Source organism: Flagellimonas zhangzhouensis (assembly GCF_900102925.1).
Classification (GTDB): Bacteria; Bacteroidota; Bacteroidia; order Flavobacteriales; family Flavobacteriaceae; genus Flagellimonas; species Flagellimonas zhangzhouensis.
Window position 1 is genome coordinate 765413 of the sequence record NZ_FNKI01000001.1, and the last position, 16868, is coordinate 782280.

Annotated in this window: 13 protein-coding genes; 5 read left to right on the forward strand and 8 right to left on the reverse strand. The window is 40.7% G+C overall.

The annotated features are described in order from the left end of the window. Window positions 1-36 precede the first annotated feature (36 nt). The gene (locus BLQ18_RS03365; RefSeq protein ID WP_139150354.1) at window positions 37-1368 is read right to left on the reverse strand and encodes a hypothetical protein; all 1332 of its coding nucleotides are present in this window, start codon (window positions 1366-1368) and stop codon (window positions 37-39) included. Window positions 1369-1454: 86 nt separating this feature from the next. Beyond that, window positions 1455-2528, reverse strand: a complete 1074-nt coding sequence (locus tag BLQ18_RS03370) for a mechanosensitive ion channel family protein (protein WP_090292606.1) — start codon at window positions 2526-2528, stop codon at window positions 1455-1457. Between the two features lie 146 nt (window positions 2529-2674). Here BLQ18_RS03370 and hemH point away from each other — a divergent pair, with 146 nt between their 5' ends. Genes hemH through BLQ18_RS03390 form a run of 4 tightly spaced genes read left to right on the forward strand, consistent with a single transcriptional unit; the run spans window position 2675 to window position 7099 of the window. After that, window positions 2675-3721 carry a ferrochelatase gene (gene hemH, locus BLQ18_RS03375; protein WP_090292608.1) on the forward strand — a complete coding sequence of 349 codons (1047 nt, stop codon included), beginning with the start codon at window positions 2675-2677 and terminating at the stop codon, window positions 3719-3721. A gap of 21 nt (window positions 3722-3742) precedes the next feature. Continuing rightward, the gene (locus BLQ18_RS03380; protein ID WP_090292611.1) at window positions 3743-4534 is read left to right on the forward strand and encodes a DUF3050 domain-containing protein; all 792 of its coding nucleotides are present in this window, start codon (window positions 3743-3745) and stop codon (window positions 4532-4534) included. Between the two features lie 42 nt (window positions 4535-4576). Then, on the forward strand, window positions 4577-5959 hold the full coding sequence (locus BLQ18_RS03385; protein WP_090292613.1) for an MATE family efflux transporter: 1383 nt from the start codon (window positions 4577-4579) through the stop codon (window positions 5957-5959). 45 nt (window positions 5960-6004) lie between these two features. Then, entirely contained in the window at window positions 6005-7099 is a 1095-nt protein-coding gene (locus BLQ18_RS03390; RefSeq protein ID WP_090292615.1) for a lactonase family protein, read from the forward strand. A 142-nt stretch (window positions 7100-7241) separates the two neighbouring features. Here the strand turns inward: BLQ18_RS03390 and BLQ18_RS03395 are convergent, their stop codons facing one another. The 6 genes from BLQ18_RS03395 to BLQ18_RS03420 form a co-directional block, all read right to left on the reverse strand. Next, a complete protein-coding gene (locus tag BLQ18_RS03395) occupies window positions 7242-8336 on the reverse strand; it encodes a TFIIB-type zinc ribbon-containing protein (RefSeq protein ID WP_090293659.1) in 1095 nt (364 codons plus the stop codon). A gap of 164 nt (window positions 8337-8500) precedes the next feature. Then, window positions 8501-9640: an SPFH domain-containing protein gene (locus BLQ18_RS03400; RefSeq protein ID WP_090292618.1), complete on the reverse strand. Its 1140-nt coding sequence runs from the start codon at window positions 9638-9640 to the stop codon at window positions 8501-8503. A 103-nt stretch (window positions 9641-9743) separates the two neighbouring features. Next, window positions 9744-10871 (reverse strand): DmpA family aminopeptidase, encoded by a 1128-nt coding sequence (locus tag BLQ18_RS03405; RefSeq protein ID WP_217630559.1) that lies wholly within the window; start codon window positions 10869-10871, stop codon window positions 9744-9746. Between the two features lie 10 nt (window positions 10872-10881). Then, window positions 10882-11385, reverse strand: coding sequence for a DinB family protein (locus BLQ18_RS03410; RefSeq protein WP_090292623.1), 504 nt, complete (start codon window positions 11383-11385; stop codon window positions 10882-10884). A gap of 9 nt (window positions 11386-11394) precedes the next feature. Next, window positions 11395-12816 carry a Gfo/Idh/MocA family protein gene (locus BLQ18_RS03415; protein WP_090292625.1) on the reverse strand — a complete coding sequence of 474 codons (1422 nt, stop codon included), beginning with the start codon at window positions 12814-12816 and terminating at the stop codon, window positions 11395-11397. An 11-nt stretch (window positions 12817-12827) separates the two neighbouring features. Further along, the gene (locus BLQ18_RS03420) at window positions 12828-13619 is read right to left on the reverse strand and encodes a 3-keto-disaccharide hydrolase (protein ID WP_090292628.1); all 792 of its coding nucleotides are present in this window, start codon (window positions 13617-13619) and stop codon (window positions 12828-12830) included. 106 nt (window positions 13620-13725) lie between these two features. Here BLQ18_RS03420 and BLQ18_RS03425 point away from each other — a divergent pair, with 106 nt between their 5' ends. Next, complete coding sequence (locus BLQ18_RS03425) at window positions 13726-16860, forward strand: WD40/YVTN/BNR-like repeat-containing protein (RefSeq protein WP_090292630.1); 3135 nt, start codon at window positions 13726-13728, stop codon at window positions 16858-16860. The last annotated feature ends 8 nt before the right edge of the window (window positions 16861-16868 follow it).

Here is a 16868-nt window from a genome sequence, read left to right on the forward strand (position 1 = left end):
AAAGTTAGGATTAATATAATTGATTTAAAACCCCAATTATCTAAGAGTGAAAATTTCATAGGAACTATAATATGTTTTCTGATCGGGTTGTACAAACTCTTGCTGTATTAAATCTGGATAGGTAATAAAATCTAAGTATAAACTAGTACCCTTGTGCTGCATATCTTGAATTCCCAAATTCGGATAAGATTGTTGGATTTCTTGTGGAATTTCACCAATTTTTCCATAAAATTCTGGCCCGGAATACACATTCCAATTAGTCTTATATGGGCTATCATAGCTATCCCAATTTGACCAAGACACATGTTTCATTTGATGATTTACGTTCGTTTCAAATTCATATTGATAAATGGAATTTTTGATTACTGTTCTAGTAGCATTTTTAGGAATTGTTATTTCATCTGGTTTAGCCCCAAAACTTCGGTAATTGTAAACTACTGCTCCTAAATCAAACCATAATTCAGTTTTATATCTATCATAAGAATCCAAATAGCCAAATTTAAGAGGGTTTGTAAGAAGCAGTGGTTGAGAAAAAATCACATATAAAATTTGAATGCCACCACTCCTACTAAAAGGCTCATCTGATTCAAATGCTGTTACGTTGAATTGGTATGTGGGGTATTGACGATATTCAAAAGGGATATCTATCTCAACATAACTATCATATGATTTAAATTCTGAATAATCTACAAACAAGTAATCTTCATGGGATACATTTTGAATAGTATAATATTTTAATTCATCATTGGAATCATAAAAAGAATAGTGAAGGTTATTATGTCTATATATACCACAAAAGTTTTCAATGATATCTTCTGAATAAGGCCAGCCATGCTCATAAAAAGATAATCCATATTTATCCGAAATAGCACGATATTTTGGGGCTGGAGCGTTTTCTACAAAGATTTGAAAATAACCTTCTTGAACTCCTTTAATAGGCTCATTTACAGCTAGGGGTTCAGGGGTTTGTTTCCAAGTGGAACCAATTGAAATTTCTGGATAAGATTTAATAGTATGCTGCAGAACACCAGTTGGTTCAACAAAATAATTGAAAAAAGTTACAGTAAAGGTACTGGATAATTCATTATCCAATTTGTCAAAGGTCAATAGATTACCTTCTTCATAAGGAGAAAAGTCTAATAAATTCCCCTCATCATCATGGATAATAATCCAATCATCGGACTCAGAGGTGTCCAGCAAAGCTTCAAAAGTAAAATAAGTAACCATTTTAGGTTCTTCCTCTTCAGGTGTTTCATTAGTAGGGTCTTCTTGGTTTGGGGTTTCTGGATTAGGTTCTTGGGATTCACCCTTTGAGCACCCATTTAAAATAATAAGGCTGCCCAAGAGCATGGGGATTAGTTTTTTCATGTACATAGTTTAGTTGCACTAAAGATAAAAATCCAAATGAATCAATAAAGAAATTTCTGTCAAACAACCGTTTAAGGGGATAAATTTTAACCCCCCTTATTGTTTTCTTTTTTTTGTTCAACGGTTAATCGTGTGGTTCGTGCAATACTTTCTGGATAATTATCTTGAAGATATACTATCAATTTTTCTCGAACCAGTACCCTTAGGTCCCAAGCAGTCGGTGAATCTTTGGCGCTCATCAAACAGCGCACCTCCACATAATTGGGTTTGGTATCGGTTACTTGAAGTACATCCACCTTGCCATCCCACAAATCGGTACTTTTTAAAATGCGAGTTTGCTCTTCCCGAAGTTTATCAAAGGGAACGTTGTAATCCACATATAAAAACACGGTGCCCATCAAATCGGCCGAGGTCTTGGTCCAGTTTTGAAAAGGTTGGTTGATAAAATAGGGAGTTGGAACAATCAAGCGCCTTTTGTCCCAAATACTTACCACAACATAGGTCAGGGTAATTTCTTCGATGCGTCCCCATTCTCCCTCAACAATCACTACATCATCCAATTTAATGGGTTGAGCAATAGCAATCTGAATACCTGCCAATATGGTCCCAATAAATTGTTGGGCCGAAAAACCGATGATGATACCCGCAACCCCTGCAGAGGCAAAAATACTGATGCCCACCTCACGAATTTCTTCAAAACTCATCAGCACAAACCCAACTCCGAGCAGAATAATGATGAAAATAAAAATGCGCTCCAGGATAGTAAATTGGGTATAAACCTTTCGGGCTTTCAGATTATCCGCAACCCCGATATCGTAATTCTTGATGACAATTTTTTTAACGATTTTCAAAATCGCAATCATCAACCAAGCCATGGCCAGAATAAAAAGGATGGTGCTGGCTTTTCTAAACCAAAATCTTGCATCTTCCAAATTGAGAATATCCCGCAAGGCTTTCAATCTGAGCAAGACCGAAACAAATATCAACACCAAAGGAGTGGCCATACGTTTAAAGGCACTTTTGGGCAAAAGGTATTTTGGATTTTTCCCTAAACGTTTCAAAACCACCGATGTGGTCCAATAGAGAATAATAAGTACAAGGAGGGAAATTCCTAAATAGATGAGAGATTCTTTGGAAACATTGTCGTAAAAACTATCCATGTTCCCAAAAATAAGACAGAAAATTCAAGGAGAACAGAATGCTTAAACAAAATCGAGATTCATTATCCTGTCATAAGAAAGTATTTTGATGCGAAAAAGGTGAAGTCCACTTCGTGTTGTATTTTAGCGGCCTAAACTAAAAAACCGTGAAAAAAGGAGTTTTATTGGTCAATTTGGGGTCACCTGATAGCCCCACTGCAAAGGATGTTAAGCCCTATTTGGATGAATTTTTGATGGATGAACGTGTTATTGATGTGAATCCTGTCCTCAGAAACATTATTGTTCGAGGCATCATCTTAAATACCCGACCTAAAAAGTCTGCAGAAGCCTATTCCAAAATTTGGTGGGAAGAGGGTTCCCCATTGATTGTGATTTCCGAGCGGTTTATGGAAAAGGTGAAGCAACACACTGAACTTCCCATTGCTTTGGGCATGCGATATGGTTCCATGACCATTAAAAATGCGTTGCAGGAACTGAAAGATCAGGGCGTTGATGAGGTTTTCTTGGTGCCCTTATATCCACATTACGCAATGTCGTCCTACGAAACTGTGGTGGTAAAAGTGTTGGAAGTGCAAAAACAAGATTTTCCAGAAATGGAAATCACCACGCTTCCAGCTTTTTACAGCAATCCAGAATATGTGAAAATACTTTCAGATAGTATTGCCGAGGGGTTAAAGGATTTTGATTACGATCACATTTTGTTTTCTTATCACGGAATTCCTGAACGACACATTAAAAAATCAGATCCAACCAAGTTCCATTGCCAATTGAATGGAGCTTGTTGCAAAATAAATTCTGTCGCACATCACACATGCTACAGACACCAATGTTATGACACCACCGAATTGGTGAAAAAGCAATTGGGATTGCCCGAGGATAAGGTAAGCACATCTTTCCAATCTAGACTAGGTAGCGACCCATGGTTGCAACCTTTTACCGATAAAGAATTTGAACGTTTGGGGCAAGAGGGCGTTAAAAAATTGGCCGTCATCACCCCAGCTTTCGTGAGTGATTGTTTGGAAACTTTGGAAGAGATTGCGATGGAGGGCAAACATCAGTTCCAAGAAGCAGGGGGAGGAGATTACATTCATATTCCATGTTTGAACGATCGTGATGACTGGGCCCAATTGATGGCCAAATGGATCAACGAATGGGAAAAAAGCAGTGTGTTGCCCGAATACAACATTCAATAAAAGTTGACAGAAAAGAGCGCTATGCAAATTGAAAAACTAGAGAATACACTCCTACCTTACAGAGAACAACTAAAAAATCACCCACTTTACGCACAATTGGATTCCGTTGAGGACATCAAAATCTTTATGGAAAGCCATGTGTATGCTGTTTGGGATTTCATGTCGTTGTTGAAAGCATTGCAACAAAACCTGACCTGTGTAGGTTTGCCTTGGCATCCTGCGAGCGATACTGCCGTAGCACGATTCATTAATGAAATTGTGTTGGAAGAGGAAACCGATTTTAATGAGTTGGGAGAGCCGAAAAGCCATTTTGAGATGTATTTGGATGCCATGAAAGAGGTGGATGCCAATACAGAAAAAGTAACTCAAACCATTGCTGGTTTTACCAATTTGAAGCAGATTTCTCAGCAAATTGAATCGGCTGATTTGAATCAAGCTGAAAAAAACTTTCTTCAGTTTACATTTGAAGTCATCAATACCCAACAAGCGCACATCATTGCCTCTGCCTTTACATTTGGTCGGGAAGATTTGATTCCCGATATGTTCTTGAGTATCATTGAGCAATCAGGAGAGGATGGTCCAAGCAAGTACAAAAAGTTGGAGTATTACCTCAAAAGGCACATCGAATTGGATGGTGATGAGCATGGTCCATTAGCTCTGCGCATGATCAAAGCACTTTGTGGTTCAGACAATCAAAAATGGAATGATGTTACTGAATACAGCAAAAAAGCATTGCAATACCGCATTGAACTTTGGGACAGCATTGCCAAAAAACTGACCGAGAATAAGGGAAGTTTGGTGGATGCGTTGTAGCTTTGGGTTGTTCCATTTAGAATACCAAAGAATACCCTAGGCATGGCCAAAATCACCTCTGACGAACTCGGGACAGAACCCATTGGAAAATTACTGATCAAACAGGCTGTCCCTGCATCCATAGGTATTTTGGTAATGTCGTTGAACGTACTGGTCGATTCCATTTTCGTAGGAAACTGGATCGGTTCCATCGCCATAGCCGCTATCAATGTAGTACTTCCAGTTTCCTTTTTTATTGCTGCCTTGGGAATGGCCATTGGGATTGGTGGTGCAAGTATTATTTCGCGTGCCCTTGGAGCCAATAACCGAGAAAAAGCCCTGAAAACATTCGGAAATCAAATTACCTTGACCTTATTGGTCACGGTTGTTATGGTGGCCTTGGGTCTATATTATGTAGATAGCCTTATACCTGCTTTTGGCGGAAAAGGCACCATTTTTGAACCCGCAAAAATCTATTATACCATCATTTTATATGGAGTGCCATTCTTGGCCCTTTGTATGATGGGAAACACCGTAATCAGGGCCGAGGGGAAACCAAGGTTCGCCATGATTGCGATGATCATTCCATCCATAGGAAACCTGTTGATGGATTATATTTTCATTTACGTGTTCGATTGGGGCATGGAGGGTGCAGCCTGGGCCACAACAGTTGGATATTTATTGTGCTTCTTTTATGTGCTGTATTTCTTCCTTTCAAAAAACTCGGAATTAAAGATTGATATTTCCCATTTTGGATTAGACCGACCCATTTTGCGCGAAATTGGCTCTTTGGGATTTGTGACCTTGGCCAGACAAGCCGTAACCAGCATCACCTATTTGTTGATGAACAACATATTGTTCAATTTGGGAGGGGAGGCAAGTGTGGCGGTTTACGCCATAGTTGGCCGAATGTTGATGTTTGCACTGTTCCCTGTTTTTGGAGTTACCCAAGGATTTTTGCCCATTGCGGGCTACAATTACGGTGCCCTAAAATATGATAGGGTAAAAGAATCCATCTACACGGCGATTAAATATGCCGCATTGGTGGCTGCCATTGTTTTTGTGGTGCTCATGGTTTTCCCAGCAGAAATAGCATCCCTATTTTTAAGTGATAGACCAGATTTGGGAGCCGAACAATTGGCAACGAACAAATATGTGTTGGAACACACGCCTTTGGCTATGCGTTTGGTATTCGCCGCAACGCCAATAATCGCCATTCAATTGATTGGAGCAGCATATTTTCAAGCTATTGGAAAAGCGATTCCTGCACTTTTATTGACCTTAACGCGTCAAGGGTTCTTTTTTATCCCATTAATCTTGGTGTTGCCCAGTTTTTATGGAGAACTTGGAGTTTGGGTCTCATTTTGCATTGCCGATGTGTTGGCCACCATTGTAACTGGAGCCTATTTGGTGAAAGAAATAAAGACCAAACTTATTCCTGCCTAAGCATTCAGCAAGAATGCTTACTTTGGAGGGCATAACTAAACATCCATGAAAAAATTGATACTAGCAGGATTTACTGCTATTTTGGCCTTTGCCTGTTCTGAAAAACCTGAAAACAAACCCATGTACACCCTTTTTGTTGGAACTTATACCGATGGCGATAGTGAGGGTATCTACACCTTTACTTTTGATGCCAATACGGGCGAACTTTCCAATCAAAAGTTGATGGCCAAAATCACCAATCCATCCTATTTGGCCTTATCAAATGACAAGAAAAATCTATATGCCGTTCAAGAAACTGCCGATTTTGATAGTTTGGGAGGGGGGGTTACGGCCTTTGCTTTAAAAGATGGACTGTTGGAACTTCAAAATAGTATGGGAACGCAAGGTGCACATCCATGCCATGTTTCCCTTTCTGGGGATGGAAAATTGGCCGTCTCCAATTATACAGGAGGCAATGTAGCCGTATTTTCTTTGAATGCTGATGGTTCTCTTGGAAAAGACCCTCAAATTATAGATCATAAAATCTTGGATTCAGTAAAAACCTCCCATGCACATATGGCCCAATTTGATGCCTATGGACTTATGGTGACAGATTTAGGTTTGGATGCCATAAAAAGATATGATCAAAAAGATGGAACCTTTGTGCCTGCAGAACAAGCTTCGTTACCATTTGTTGATGGAGCTGGCCCTAGACACTTTACCCATGGTGAAGATGGGAAAATGCTTTATGTGATCAATGAGTTGAACAGTACCATTTCTGTTTTTGAAAACGTTGAAAATGGAAATTATCAAGAAGTTCAAGTAGTATCGACCTTGGATGCCAATTTTGATGGTGAAAGCTTTTGCGCTGAAATCCATTTGTCACCTGATGGAAATTTTTTGTACGGTTCCAATCGTGGTGAAAACACCATCGTGATTTATTCTGTAGATGACACTTCTGGAAAATTGGAATTGGTGGGCAGGGAATCTGTTCACGGCGATTGGCCCAGAAACTTTTCTATGGACCCAACAGGAGAGTTTTTATTGGTCGCCAATCAGAAATCAAGCAATATTACAGTTTTCAAAAGAGATGCAGAAAATGGTACTTTAACCTTTTTAAACGAGGTCAAGCACTCAATTCCTGTTTGTCTATTGTTTTAATAATAGTTTTCATTGTCATTCTGAGCGTAGCGAAGAATCTCAGGATTTAATAAGAGATACTTCGTCGTCTTTCAGACTTCTCAGTATGACAAAAGATTTTGAATAATGTTCTGAATGTCATTCTGAGTGAAGCGAAGAATCTTTACTTATTAGCCAACAAAACTATCACCCCAATCAGAATAAGTCCAGCGAGGACAGCAAATAATATTTTCCAGAAACTGTAGGGTCTACTTCCAGAAATGCTGCCGTTTTCCCCGTTGATGAAAAAATTGTATTCCTTTCCATTATAGCGGTAAGCGCTTACAAAAACGGGCAACAAAATGTGCTTGAAAGTCTCATCGGATAATTTCATATCCATGGACAAAACACGTTGCGTATCGCCCCCAATGTCACGGCGGCACCATGTGGTTGCAATATCTCTGGCCTCTTCCTTGGATTGCAAATGCCCATCTTTTAGTGGTATGGTATATTTTTCAGTCACAAATCCCGAAAGGAAACCACTATCAAAAGGTTGTAGCTTTTTTAAATTCCATGAAGATATTTTTGCTGGAATCCGCCCTGTTTTTTGATGCGAAGCTTTGATCAAGGTATCATCCACAAAACCCGATACTTCTCCCGCGGCAGGGTACCATCTTGTTTTTCTGACCCTTTGGGTCACCATTTTACCTTGGGAGTTGCGCACGCGTTTGGTCTCATAATAATATTCGCCCCGTTGCCCTGTATAGGAAGCATAGAGTTGTGCATCAAAGGTCCAATAAGGTAAATAGAGCCCTTTGGTGAATTGAGGGTCTAGAGCTGCCTTTTTTAAATTGTTCGGAGCGAACCAAAGGCTTTTTACCCAGTTCTTAAAAATGAGAAAAGACTTTTTTTTATCAATTTGAAAGGGCAAAACCGCTCCTGGTAAAATCCAGTTTTCCTTATAAGCATCCTCAATAACCAATGGTTGACCACAATACACACAATGGAGCGATTTGTAGTTTTCCTCTACATGCTGGTCCGCCCCACAGTTTTTGCAATGGAGCATGGAGATTTCTTCACTGTGCTTTTGCGAACCCATTTCTTGGAGATAAGGGTGCAGTTCCAACTCTTGGAAACCTTTATCATCAATGGCGATGGATTCCTCATGACCACAATATTCGCAGGTTATGCTTGTGGTCCCAGGCTTATATTTGAGTTCTGCACCACAGTTAGCGCAGGCTTTTTTGAGCTCGGTTTTTTGGATTTTTTGTTCTTCCATAGGTTCATTTCCGTGAGGATGGAAATCCATATCCTTTTTGGATTCCAGCAAAATAGGATTGACTAAGATTTAGGCTTAAAATTGTCATACTGAACGAAGTGAAGTATCTCACAATCATGAAAAGAATAGATTCTTCGCTTTGCTCAGAATGACAATAAATATGATTATTCCGTTGGTAACGGTGGTGGTGTATTACCTCCTAAGAACGATTTTAATTCTTCCACTTCTTTCAATGCAGTCCATGCTGACATGCCTTGTTTCCAAACCAAACTATCACGGTTAATAGCTCTGGAAGCGAACAAAGATTGCATTTGTTCAAAACCTACTGGTCCATGTTGTACTCCGTTGGATGCATAAAAATATTGGGTTTGAGTTGGCATAGGGGGGGGGACAGTTCCTCCAGTGGGTTGCGCAGCTTGTTGAGGTGCAGCTTGGGTGTTTCCGCCCATCATGCCGCCCATTTGTTGGGCCAAAACAAATCCCATTCCCATTCCCATTCCTGCACCAGCGGTTCCGCCCTCGTTTTGGGCAGCGGCTTCGATTGCTTTTGCGGTCTTGAATTTGGTCAACTTGTCCAGATCAAGTTTATCGATACGGCTGTACTCGAAGATTTCCTTTTTAAGGTCTTCGGGCATAGATACATTTTCGATGTAGAATTTTTCCAAGGAAATACCCACGCTTTCAAACTCGGGCGACATCACTTCGCGACAAGTATCTGAAAGTTCGGTGGTATTTGCGGCATACAATTCAATCGGCAAATTGGCCTGTCCAACGGTATTCGTAAATCGAGTGGCAATCAAACTTTTTAAGTGCTCGTTGATCTCGAAATTGGTAAAGTTGCTGTCTGTACCAACAATGTCTTTAATGAACTTACCAGCATCCGAAATTTTATAGGCATATGTTCCAAAAGCACGTATTTCTACAAGTCCAAATCTATCATCACTTAAAGTGATAGGACTTTTGGTGCCCCATTTTTCATCGGTGAAAAGGTGGGTGTTTACAAAGTAAACTTCTGCCTTAAAAGGAGAATTAAATCCATATTTCCAACCCTTTAGGGTTGCCAAAATCGGTAGGTTTTGGGTGGTAAGGTCGTAAGTACCTGGTTCAAAAACATCGGCCAATTGCCCTTCGTTGATAAAAACAGCGGTCTGTCCTTCACGAACAATCAGTTTTGCGCCGTTCTTTATTTCATTTTGATAGCGTTCGAACCGAAAAGCGATGGTGTCATCGGTGTAGTCGAGCCATTCAATAATATCAATAAACTCATTGCTGAGTTTTTCCTTGATTTTTCCAAAAATATCCATGGTAGTGTGTTTATGTATTTTGTTGATTAAAGCTATAAAAAATGTGGATGGTTTCCGTTAGATTAGTGTGAAATGATGCGAGTTTGTTACAGTGAGTGAAAAATCAATCCATTTTACCCGCCTCTTTCAACATTTCGAGTACTTTTTCTTTCGGAAGTGCTTCGATTTTATGACCATCTCTTCCCACGGTGGTTTCCCCTGCAAAAAGGGAATTGAGGATGGCTTCCTCCGTGGCTTCGATGGTGGCCAAAAAGAGCGGAGTCATAGCTTCATTGCGTAGAGTCGGTACTGTTTGAATTGGATTTTCGCTTTCATAAGGAATTCGACATTCCTCAGCAGTAGAAACCGCAATCACATAATCGCCACTCCCATTACTGGCAATTCCTCCTGTTCTGGATAGACCGAGCATAGCTCTTTTGGCCAATCGCTCCAAATTTCTGGAATCCAATGGAGCATCGGTAAGCACTACCATCATGCAAGAACCATCGGGGGAATACTTGAAACTTTCGGAATAATGCCCAAGTTTTTTTCCCACTTCAACCCCTGCAACTTGCAATACACCACCAAAATTGGACTGCACCAAAACGCCAACAGTGTAACCTCCAGATTTTTTGGGCAACACTCTAGATGAGGTGCCAATACCTCCTTTAAACCCAAAACAAATAGTACCTGTCCCTGCACCTACATTCCCTTCGGGCACGGTGCCAGATGTTGCTGAAGAAATAGCTTGAATCACATCAGCTTCGATAACATGACGCCCTCGGATATCATTAAGATAACCATCGTTGGTTTCCCCGACTACTGCATTTACAGAGCGAACATTTTCATTGCCTTTTTGTTCCAAGGTATAACCTATAACCGCATTCATGGCGGTGGAAACATTAAGGGTGTTGGTCAATACAATCGGGGTTTCTAGATTGCCCAATTCTTTTACTTGTGTATAGCCAGCCAACTTTCCAAAACCGTTGCCCACATAAATAGCCGCTGGCACTTTTTCTTGAAAAATGTTTCCTGAATGTGGTAAGATAGCCGTTACTCCAGTTCTAATATTTTCACTTTCATTGTGAGTAGTATGCCCCACTTGAACTCCTGGAACATCGGTTATGGCATTGAATGTTCCGGGTTGGAGTACGCCAATTTCAACCCCATGATCTCGAAGTCGGTTTTGTGATAGCATCAGCAATGGAATTAAAAAGAATGTGTAAAATAGACTGGATTTAGGTTGGCTCATGTTGAAATATTTAATCTTTTACAGCGCTCACTGTCACCAAAAGTTGACCTACATGCCGTTGACAATGTTCTGCCGCATGAAACAGCAATCCAATAACTGTTGAGGGCAATTTTTTACGTCCTACAAACCGCTCTTCAGTGAGAATGGACTCAGGAGTATTTTTAAAATAGTTCAAAGCTTGATTTACCTTGGTCTCAAAATCAGCGATCAATTGTTGGGAAGATGGCGCATTTTCTCCATTACCCTCATTTTTAAGGAAATGAAATTGTTCTTCGGTCAATGCTTTCTTATCGGCATAGGTGAGCATACGGTCCAAAACCCCAATTATATGCCGTAAGTGAAACCCAACCGAAGCTCTACCCATTGGATTTTCCCAAAGTTTGTCTTCAGGAAAATCCGTTAGATAGGTCTTTATTTCCCGAACCGATTGCAATAGGGCGTGGGCCGCAGGTTGCAAAAGTGGTGGCACATCTGGCACAGGACCACTGAGCCAAAATTCGGGAGTGTTTGACATTAGTAAAATTTAAAAATCTCGATAATCTCCTGACAAATATTTGTTTGCCTTTTCTTCTTGGAATTGTGCAGTTTCTGCATCCCAATGCAATGTTTCACCAGGGAAACGACCTGCTATAGTTCCTAAAAGAATGGTTTCTGTCAATCGAGCTGCATAATCAAAAGGAGCAGTCGTTTCTCCTTTTCCTAAACAAGCATCCACAAATTGGTGGTAGTGTTTAGGTCCCTCAGTACCATAATTTCGGATTGGCTCACCCAAATTATATTCTTCAGATACCTTGGCGATTTCTTTGGAAATGTCCACATATTTACCGCGAACAATCTTTTTAGGAAGTTGCATAAAGTGTGGCAACAATAATCGACCTTTTGATCCAACAAACATGGCGCCTTGCTCTGGAAGTTCATTTTCGCCAGCTACACCTGCATCCAACGATATGCTATTTCCATCAGTCTTTTTTGACGCATTGTCCTTCTTCATTTCCATTCCGGGCAACATCAGGTCTTCATGTATCTCTGGAGCACCAGGGCCATCATACCAAACCCATTTTAAGGATTTTCCTGTGTATGGCGTTTCAGGAAATTCATAAGTCACCGTGTTGTTTTCTGGGAAACCAAATCCGTTGGATGGTCTACATTCGGTGGTTATGGTTCTTGGTACATCCAATTGCAATGCGTTATAAGGGGTATCAAAAATATGAACGCCCATATCGCCCAAGGTACCACAACCGTAGTCCATCAATTTTCTCCAATTTCCTGGATGGTACATGCCCTTTTTATAAGGTCTTTGTTTTGATGTACCCAACCAAAGGTTCCAATCCAATTGTGTTGGTACGGGATCCTCACCTTCTGGAAGTGGACCATCATACCCCCAGTTTTTCGGAGACCATGCGTGAACGGTATGTACTTTTCCAATTATTCCCGATTGAATCAACAAAGTGGCCAATTTGTAGTCGTAAAAGGAATGCACCTGAATTCCCATTTGGGTGACCAATCCTTTTTCCGCAGCTACTTTTTTCATTTCCCTTGATTCGGAAACATAGTGCGTCAAAGGTTTTTGGCAATACACGGGTTTGTTCATGTTCATCGCCATCAACGAAGCTGGTGCATGGGTATGGTCAGGAGTGGATACCACAACGGCATCAATTTCATCACCCATTTCTTCCAACATGGCACGGTAATCGAAAAAGATGCGTGCACCAGGGTGCATTTTGTGGGCAGCAGAAAGATTGAGGGCATCTACATCACACAATGCAACCACATCAACGGATGCATGGGAAGAAATGGCTTTTAAATCCTCCATTCCCATATTACCCACTCCAATGTGGGCGGTTCTTAGTTTGTTTTGAGGGAAACCTACCTTTAAAAAGGAGGGCGCCAACATGATTCCGAGTGCTCCAACACTACTTTTTTTGATAAAGTCTCTTTTATTCATGGTCTGGAGGGTTATAGTTTTTTAATTTTTATGTTTCTGAACCAAATAGGGCTGGAATGGTCTTGCAAAGCAATGTAGCCCGTTTTATATTTTCCGTAATCGGGTGCATTGTCCCATTTTCCTGAAGCCTTTTTGGTATTCCATTCTTCGGACCATGGCTCAAATTCCAATAGTTTTTTCCCGTTGAGCCAATGCTCCACTTTTTCAGGAGTAAAAACGATTTTGGTGGAATTCCATTCCATTACAGGATTCAACTGTTTTTGGGATTCATCCGCCGTGTGCATGGCGTAATCGGCTCCCGTTTTTTGCCAATCTTGAAGCAATTCAGGGTGTTCAGCCCCAAACTGGGAATTGTATCCTACCAAATCATGGATGTTGGCATAGTTTTCGTCATCAATCAATTGGTATTCTGGAGAAACAACAGGAGGTCCATCATAGCCCTCTTTTACATGATAAAAAATACCGCTGTTTCCTCCTTCTGGAATTTTCCATTCCAAGTAAAGTTCAAAGTTATCGAACTCTTCGGCTCCGTAAAGAATGTCTTTTCCTCCTTTGTAATCCTGCTCAAGACCCAATTCGGTGTCAAAGGTCAGGGTACTGTCCTTAATGGTCCAGCCTGGGGGTAGGGAATCCATACCGTAGCCTCGCCATCCCTCCAAAGAGGTGCCATCAAAAAGATACATCCATTCTGATGTCTCGTTTTCGGCAATTTCTGGACTTTGGGAAGTTTCTGGAGGTTTGGTTTGATTTTTACAAGCCGCAAACAAGGATAATACGATTGCAAGCTTAATTAATTTGTGCATAGTTTAGTTATTTGATCATATGTGAAGGGACAAAGTACGAAATATTACATACTTTTTTTGACCCTTTTTCACTACATTTAAGGCCGACTAACTCAACACTTTAATAATGAAGACTAGCTTTTTAAGGGTCGGTATGCTATTATTGGCTACCGTCTTGTTTACCTCACCTATTTATTCACAACGAAAAAAGAAAAATCAGAGCACTCCCGAATATCCCGAAGAGCTATATTCCAGTTTGGAATATCGATTGATCGGTCCATTCCGTGGAGGACGTTCAGGAACCGTTGCAGGTGTTCCAGGACAACCAGACCTATACTATTTTGGTGCCACAGGTGGTGGTGTTTGGAGAACTACGGATGGCGGAATCACTTGGGAGAATATTTCCGATGGTTTTTTTGGTGGAAGTATCGGTGCCGTTGAGGTGGCACAAAGCGACCCCAACGTGATTTATGTCGGTGGAGGTGAGCAGACTGTAAGAGGTAATGTTTCATCTGGCTACGGAGCATGGAAAACGGAGGATGCTGGTAAAACTTGGAAATCCATTGGATTGGAAAATAGCCGACACATTTCCCGTATGCGAATCCATCCTAAAGATCATAATACAGTATATGCCGCAGTAATGGGGAATCTGTACAAACCAACTGAAGAAAGAGGAGTGTATAAAAGTACCGATGGTGGCGAAACATGGAAAAAAGTACTATATGCCAACGATTTGGCTGGTGCTGTTGATTTGATTTTTGACCCGAACAACCCAAGAATTTTATATGCTTCCACTTGGAGAGTGCAACGTACACCCTACAGCTTAAGTAGTGGTGGTGAAGGTTCTGCGCTTTGGAAAAGTACCGATAGTGGCGAAACTTGGACAGAGATATCTAAAAACGAAGGCTTTGCAACTGACACCCTTGGGATTATTGGTGTTGCTGTTTCACCTGTAAATAGCAATAGGGTTTGGGCCATGGTAGAAAATAAAGAAAAAGGAGGGTTGTACCGCTCAGAAGATGGTGGTGCAACTTGGAGCCTGATCAATAGCGATAGAAGCCTTAGACAACGTGCTTGGTACTACACAAGAATCTATGCAGATACCAATAATGAAGATATGGTGTATGTGATGAACGTAAGCTATCATAAAAGTACGGATGGAGGTAAAACATTTGTTTCCAATAATGCACCACACGGAGACCACCACGACCTTTGGATAGCACCTGAAGATTCCAAGCGAATGATCATCGCTGATGATGGAGGAGCACAAGTGAGTTATGACGGTGGTGAAACTTGGAGTACCATGATGAACCAACCCACTGCACAATTTTATAGAGTGACTACGGACAATGCATTTCCTTATAGAATTTATGTGGCACAACAGGACAACTCTACTTTAAGAATCAATTACAGAAGTGATGATTTTTCAATTGGTGAAGACGATTGGGAAAGAACAGCAGGGGGTGAGTCTGCCCATATTGCAGTGGACCCAACCAACGATGATATTGTTTATGGAGGTAGTTATGATGGATTTTTAGTGCGTCAAAACCATGCAAACAATACTGCCAGAGCGGTGAATGTTTGGCCAGATAACCCTATGGGTTATGGCGCAGAGGGCATGAAGTATCGTTTCCAATGGAACTTCCCCATCATGTTCAGTAAGCACGATCCTAAAAAACTGTACACATTCTCCAATCACGTGCACATGACCACTAATGAAGGTCAAAGTTGGGAGTTGTTGAGTGATGACCTTACTAGAAATGATCCAACAAAATTGGTTTCAAGTGGTGGGCCTATCACACAAGATAACACCAGTGTGGAATATTATTGTACCATTTTCGCAGCCAACGAAAGTCCTTTAAAAGAAGGTCTGCTTTGGGTAGGTAGTGATGATGGTTTGATCCATGTAACCAAAGACGGAGGAAAAACCTGGGAAAATGTGACCCCATCCAGTATGCCAGAATGGAACATGATCAATAGCATTGAGCCATCTGCTTTTGATGAGGGAACTTGTTACGTGGCCGCTACACGTTACAAGTTGGGTGATTTCACACCTTATTTATATAAGACAACCGATTATGGAAAAACATGGTCTTTGATTACTAATGGAATCGAAGATGAGCACTTTACCCGTGTGGTTCGTGAAGATCCAAAAAGAAAAGGTTTGTTGTATGCAGGAACTGAAACTGGCATGTACATATCATTTAATGATGGTGCCAAATGGGAGAAATTCCAAATGAACTTGCCGATTGTTCCAATCACGGATTTGACTATTAAGGACAACAATTTGATCGTTGCTACCCAAGGTAGAAGTTTGTGGGTGATAGATGACCTTACCGTACTTCATCAATTGGATGATTCTAAAAAATCTTCCGAGACTATTTTGTATCAACCAAGAGAAAGCTACAGAACAAAAGGAAATACGGGTAGAAGACCATCCAAAACCGAGGGAACCAACTTGGCGAATGGTGTAATCACACATTTCTATCTAAAAGATGTTGCTGAAAAAGACAGTGTTGCCCTTACCTACACCAAAATGAATGGCGATACTTTGGCAACTTATAGCACCTATTCTAAAGAAAGAGGTAAAAAGTTGGAGGTTAAAAAAGGAGGTAATACCCATGTTTGGGATACTAGAGGTAAAAGTGCCGAACGTTTGGATGGCATGATTCTTTGGTGGGCCAACTTAAGCGGTCCAAAAGCAGTTCCAGGAACTTACAAAGTAACCTTGAATGTAAATGGTGAAACACAAACTGAAGATTTCAAGATTCTTCCAGACCCAAGAGCTGAGGTGACCATTGCCGATATGCAAAAGCAATACGATTTCATTACAGAGGTGAATGAAACTGTTGATTTGTCACACCAATCCATTAAAAAAATCAGAGCGGTAAATGGGAAGTTGGATGAATTCATCAAAAAATACAAAGATGAAGAAGCAACTACAGCATTGGTGGAGAAAGCCAAAACCATGAAAGAGAAATTTGGTTCCATTGAAAAGGAATTGTACCAAACCCAGAATAGAAGTAATCAAGATCCTTTGAACTTCCCGATTAGGTTGACCAATAAATTGGGTCACTTGAACAGTTTGGTTTCCATGGACGATTTCCCACCAACCGATCAAGATATCGTGGTGAAAAATGAATTGTCAGCCGAAATCAAAAAACAATTAGCAGAATTTGATGCTTTGGTCGACAAGGAAATTTCAGACTTTAACGAAGAGTTCAACAAGCTTAACTTAAGCTATTTGAGCATCGAAGAATAAAACAACTT